Genomic DNA, 5,421 nt, shown 5'->3' on the forward strand with positions numbered 1-5,421 from the left:
GGACGGAGCGCAAGCGGAGCCCTCGCCGAGTGAGGGCGGGGCCGACGAGTCGGAGAGCGAACCCGCCTCGGATGCGAGATCACGAAGCTTCTGGAGAAACCCGGCGTTTCTCATACTTCTCGGTCTTACACTCGGCATCAACGTGGGCTACCTCGGTCCGACCGCCGTCGGCGTAAACGTCAAATCATCCCGACATGGTATCTGCCCTCCCGCTGCTTGAAAATGATCTCATCAAGCCACGGGAGGTTTCTTGTATGCGAGAGCACATGTCTCACCAGCAGCGCCGTGAACTTTGGCGTGAACGTATCGCTGCCTTCTACGACAGTGGCCAGTCCGCCAGTCAATTTTGTGCTGAGCACGGTCTGAAACCCCATCAGTTCTGGTACTGGCTTCGCCGACTACGAAACGAAACCGCACCTGGCACGCATGACATGACGTTCGTGTCGGTCGTGACGGCCTCATCACCTTCGGATGTAAGCCGCTCGCCCCTGCCCCTGCGCATTGGTTTGGTCGAGATTGATCTCCGTCCCGGCTACGACGCCTCGACGCTTGCTGAGCTCATTCGGCTCGTGATGTGTGTTTGCTAGCCTTCGACTGGACTTCGGATCACCGCATGTATCTCGCCTGCGGCGCCACGGACATGCGCAAATCCATTGACGGACTCGCCGCACTCGTTCAGGCGTCGTTTCAACTCGATCCGTTTTCGCCATGCCTGTTTGTCTTCTGTGCTCGGCATCGGTCTCGGGAACATGAGAAGAAGCGAACATTGATGTGGGGAACGAATCGCGATGATTTTGGGAATCTGGCGCGAATTTTTGGGCACTGTCCGCTGTTGACGACGAATCAACTGATTGATGCATAATATGGAACAGAAGACGGGTGTTTGGGGGCGGAAAGTGGTGAGAGCGTTTAGAAATAAAGCAGTTATGTATTTTATGATCATGAACGTAATATATGCATTGTCTTCTTTATCTGTTTATGTCTTGTGGAAACACATGATTCCATTTACCTCTTTATTGTTGTGTGCTTCTGCCATCATGGTTTCGCTTCTTTACGGACTTGTAGACGCAGGGCGAGAAAGAGAAAATTCAGACCACGATTCATTCGTGTAAGCTAAGTATGGATTAAATGTTAGACGATTCCGCAGGCAAATGAACCACCAATGCCGTAAATCGCGGAGCAAATTACACAACCGTTGGGTTAATTAAAGACAGTGCGGTGCATGAGTACGTTCCTGCTGCATACATAACAAGGGTGCAAAAGACAGAGTTCCAGTCTATGTGGGAGGTTGAATTGGTCTTGTTCCGGAATATTTGAACTTGACGATATTACCCGGCTTCGACAGTTGGATAGAGCATGTAGACCCATGGATGGATGTGGGATCCTGAAGCGGCGCGGCTTGTCGGACTTACCCACAGGCATGCGCCGACCCCTGTGTCTACCCTCATTCGATCTTGATCACGTCTTGCAATCTCACGACTTGCTCACAACAACGTACTACCCGAAGCGGTGCGGTGCTCGCATGCGGAGGTGTGACAATTGTGCCTGTGACGTCTCACCTACGCATATTTGCCAAGGACCCAGGTCTTCTGACAACTTGACACTCCAAAGAGATGTTTGGTAAATTCAGACCGTACGAAGCATAGTACAATAGTACATATTCTTGTCTGAAGGTGGAGTTGATTTGGAATCTAAGATTACATGGGAGTATAAAATTGTCGAAGTAGCTAATGATGATAAACTATTGGATAGACTTAATGTATTTGGGTTAGATGGATGGGAATTGACAGCGATTGTACCTACAAGCATAAATCTTGGGCATATTCGTAAATACACGTTGTGTTTTAAGAGGGAAATTTGTAAATAAAGATGTTTGTTGAGGGCGGTCCCGATGCCGATTAGTTTGACGGCAAGGGTGGCAGTCGTCTATTTACGGCAGTTAGAGAACCAACTATAATATCGCGGACTACGAATCCCACTGCGCTCACATACGTGCTGTGTTGTAACCGTCAAATCACCCCCGCAGGGTACCTGCCCTCCCGCCGCTTGAAAATGCGCTCATCGAGCATCGGGAGGGTTCTTGTATCCCGGAATCCGATTAGATAGAGCATGTAGGCTCATGGATGGATATGGATCCTGAAGTCGTGTGGCTTGTCGGACTTACCCACAGGTACGCGGCGTTCCCGTTCCCTGTGTCTGCCATCATTCGGTCTCAATCACGTGTTCCAACCTCACGACTTGCTCACCGTCGTTGGTTCTCACACGAAGTTCCCGGTCGCGCACCGACACGCGGCCAAGGAGCACCACATCGCGTTCTGGCGTAAACACCGTTACACGCATGGCGCGTCCCTCACGAACCGCCTCACTGAGCGCGTATTGCATCTCCTCCAGGCGCTCCTCGGTGAGCACCGGGCGCTTGCGTTTTGCTCGTTCACACTGGATTTTCGCCATAAGTTCGCGATGCTCCGGCAGCACAAGCCGCATGGCCTCGAAGATGTTTCCGTCACGGATGTTCATGCGTAGTGACCTCCGATTCGCAGACTCCGTTCACGCAGTTGCCCAGCGCGTGTCAGGCTCACCGCGCGCATGATCGACGTCTCGCCAAAACGCGCACGGATCTCGTCTACCGTCTCGTACAACCGTGTCCGCGCCGGCACGTTCTCGAACAGTGACAACTGGACGCTCTCACGGAACTGTAGCATGTCCACACTCACCGACACGGCGCGCACACCGGAACCGTCCCAGTGTTGGTCCAGTAGCGTCAGGAGCACAGGGTACAGCTCGCCCGGATCGTTTGTGGCGCGGGGCAAGGTCTTTGCACGGTAAAACCCGCCCGTCAATCCCTCGTAGGTGAGGCCAAGTCCCACACGCCGACCGGCTTGATGCGCCTGCCGGAGACGATGACACACTTCGTCCAGCAACTCCAGGATGACGACCGCGATGTCACTGCGTTCGTAGAAGTCCCGCGGCAGCGTCGTGCGATGGGAGAAGCCCTTGTGTGGTGCGCAGTAACTATGCGGGTTTATGTCGCTCACGTCGATCCCATTCGCCCAACGGTGGATGACCTCGCCCCACACCAAACTCAGCCTTGAGCACGCCGACGGGCAGACGCGCGACGTCGCCGATCGTCTCGCACTTGAACTTGTGTCGCAGGACTTCCGCACGCCGTTTCAGGCCCCACATCTCCTGGACGGGCAAGGGATGGAGCACGGTCGGAATGTCCTCTTCTCGCCACCACACGATGCCACCAGGCGTCTTCTTGGCGGCTTTGTTCGCCATCTTCGCGATCCACTTATTCGGCGCGAGTCCAATGCGCGATCGGATGCGAAACTGGTCCCAAATGCGCGCTTGGAGGTTGCGCGCCGCCGCGATCGGGTCGGGAAACAAGGTGGATGGGTACGGAAAGGCGATAAAGCCTTCGTCGACCGAGAACTGTTCCTGAAACGGGAAGCATTGCTGCATGAGCAACTGTATCCGCACGGACACGTGCAGATAAAATGCCATGTGCGGTCGCACGACGATGAGTCGTGGGTACAGCCGGAGCGCTTCTCCCAAGCGCATGGCATTTTCGACGCCGTATCGCTTCGCCGTCGGCGTCGCGGCGAGGATAATGCCCGAACGCCTGGCCGGATCACCGGATACGACAAGCGGTGGGTTGGTGGAGTCATCGCACTCCTTGCGCCTGGCCGCATACTCCTCTCGGCTTGCCACCTCGCACGAGGCGTAAAAGCTCTGCATATCCACCAGACCGTAGATGAGCTGCGTCATCGCGAGATCATCCCCGTCCGTTTGGCACGACTCGAGGACTCGGCCTCCAACATCTTGCGCATGAACACCGCTTCGTCGTAGCGATCACCGATGCGGAACTCGACACGGACGTCCATGTTCCCGTCCTGGCGCTCGATGATGTGCAAGCCGTCCGCGCGCATCTGTGCCTTGAGGCGCGAAAGTTCGCGGTTGATGTGCGATTGGATGAGTTCGAGGATGAGAAGTTGACGGAGTAAGGTGGTAGGACGGTCCGTAGGGACACCTCTATTACGAATATGCGTTCTGTATGAGGGTATATGTCGATTGCCTTCTCCACGCAACGTAGCTTTTTGTCTCCGTAACATGTGCTACTCAGCGTAGCACATGTTTTTCTTGTCAATTTGGGCTGTGTCGGTTACAAAGAAGGTAACGGCAGGAACACCCGCATCCCAGTTTCGGAACAGAGTGGAGAGGATGATGGTATGTTGGATGCATCCTTTCCGGAGATTCTTCGGCGACTTCGCGAAGAGCGAAACTTGACCCAAGCGGATTTGGCGGGGAACGGCATTTCAAGGGCGTTGATCAGTTTGTACGAAAGTGGCCGCAGGACGCCGACCTATGAGACGCTTGCCTATCTAGCGGAACGTTTACAAGTCACCGTGGATATTTTCTTCGGTTCCAACAACGAAGTCGTCCAAAAGGCGATGATGACTCTCATTCATCAGGCAGAGCAGGCAGAACGGCAAGGACGATGGAAAGACGCCTTGGAGATGTGGGAGTCAGCGCACAACTTGTGTGAGGCATATCACTTCACAACATGGGATTTCCATATTAACGCCCACCGGGGTATCACCTTGGTGAACCTGGAACGTTACCAATGTGCCGTCGAAACTTTGCTTCCCCTTGTAGTCGACCCACGACTGCACGACAACCGAGACGTCGCCTATGACATTTTACGGGGTCTGGCTTTGAGCACTCGCCAGTTGGGTCAGTTAAAGATGTCGGAGACGTTCTTCAGGCTCATTCTGCACCTACTCGGGCCTTCAGATGAGCGTTGGGTTCGGACACAGATCAACTTAGCAAGCATTTATGAACTTTTGGGAGAACACGACAAGGCGGTTCGACATTATGTCTCGGCTGCCGAGTCTGCGCGACGCGTGGGGAGTGCAGAGCTTCAAGCGTGGGCGATTATCGGGCGGACAACCGCTGAGATGAGTTCGGGATTGACAGAACATGTGTCGTTGCTACTTGACAGAGCTCATAACTTGACCGAGTCCCTTCAGAATACTCGCCTTTCTTATGCCGTCCGACACAACAGGTTGGTTCTCAAACGAATCGAACATGATGTAGATGGTTTTCATCGAGAATACCAAACACTCATGGAGGAGGTACCTGATGACGAATGGAAAGCCCGTTTGCTTGAAGAGAGAATCAAGTGGTCCTTAGCCGTCGGGAACTGGGATGATGCAGAAGCTTGTTTGCACGAGGCCTTAGGGCTTCCCGTCACAACGCCGATTCGAGCTGAGCTCCTCATGGTGTTAGGTTAAAACAGTGGACACGGCGAATCGAGAATGTAAGAATAAGTCGATTCGAGGTGAGCCACGTGACACAAAAGTACGACAACGACTTTAAACTCCATGCTGTTCAACTCGCTTTGGAAGGCCACAAGCCAGC

At 53.9% G+C, this 5,421-nt stretch carries 8 protein-coding genes; 5 read left to right on the top strand and 3 right to left on the bottom strand.

Features of this window, described 5'->3' with window-relative positions; genetic code table 11:
* The 4 genes from AC27E8_RS03375 to AC27E8_RS03390 all read left to right on the top strand — a co-directional run.
* The coding region (locus AC27E8_RS03375) for a hypothetical protein (RefSeq protein ID WP_487111330.1) at positions 1-220 on the top strand (220 nt) is incomplete at its 5' end.
* A gap of 34 nt (positions 221-254) precedes the next feature.
* Complete coding sequence (gene tnpA / locus AC27E8_RS03380; protein ID WP_487098536.1) at positions 255-587, top strand: IS66 family insertion sequence element accessory protein TnpA; 333 nt, start codon at positions 255-257, stop codon at positions 585-587.
* 26 nt (positions 588-613) lie between these two features.
* Positions 614-862, top strand: coding sequence for an IS66 family insertion sequence element accessory protein TnpB (gene tnpB, locus AC27E8_RS03385; RefSeq protein WP_487098542.1), 249 nt, complete (start codon positions 614-616; stop codon positions 860-862).
* Positions 863-1,684: 822 nt separating this feature from the next.
* Positions 1,685-1,867: a DUF4177 domain-containing protein gene (locus tag AC27E8_RS03390; protein ID WP_487098537.1), complete on the top strand. Its 183-nt coding sequence runs from the start codon at positions 1,685-1,687 to the stop codon at positions 1,865-1,867.
* Between the two features lie 335 nt (positions 1,868-2,202).
* Here AC27E8_RS03390 and AC27E8_RS03395 read toward each other — a convergent pair whose 3' ends face one another.
* Genes AC27E8_RS03395 through AC27E8_RS03405 form a run of 3 tightly spaced genes read right to left on the bottom strand, consistent with a single transcriptional unit; the run spans position 2,203 to position 3,768 of the window.
* Positions 2,203-2,517: a YolD-like family protein gene (locus tag AC27E8_RS03395; RefSeq protein WP_487098538.1), complete on the bottom strand. Its 315-nt coding sequence runs from the start codon at positions 2,515-2,517 to the stop codon at positions 2,203-2,205.
* Positions 2,514-3,035, bottom strand: coding sequence for a DinB/UmuC family translesion DNA polymerase (locus AC27E8_RS03400; RefSeq protein ID WP_487098539.1), 522 nt, complete (start codon positions 3,033-3,035; stop codon positions 2,514-2,516). The genes AC27E8_RS03395 and AC27E8_RS03400 overlap by 4 nt, the downstream gene beginning before the upstream one ends.
* Complete coding sequence (locus tag AC27E8_RS03405) at positions 3,013-3,768, bottom strand: Y-family DNA polymerase (protein ID WP_487098540.1); 756 nt, start codon at positions 3,766-3,768, stop codon at positions 3,013-3,015. The genes AC27E8_RS03400 and AC27E8_RS03405 overlap by 23 nt, the downstream gene beginning before the upstream one ends.
* Positions 3,769-4,229: 461 nt before the next feature.
* On the opposite strand from AC27E8_RS03405, the gene AC27E8_RS03410 reads away from it, so the two are divergent.
* Positions 4,230-5,294 (top strand): helix-turn-helix domain-containing protein, encoded by a 1,065-nt coding sequence (locus AC27E8_RS03410; protein WP_487098541.1) that lies wholly within the window; start codon positions 4,230-4,232, stop codon positions 5,292-5,294.
* Positions 5,295-5,421 lie beyond the last annotated feature (127 nt).

The sequence above is a fragment of the Alicyclobacillus sp. CIJ1 genome, from assembly GCF_057538885.1.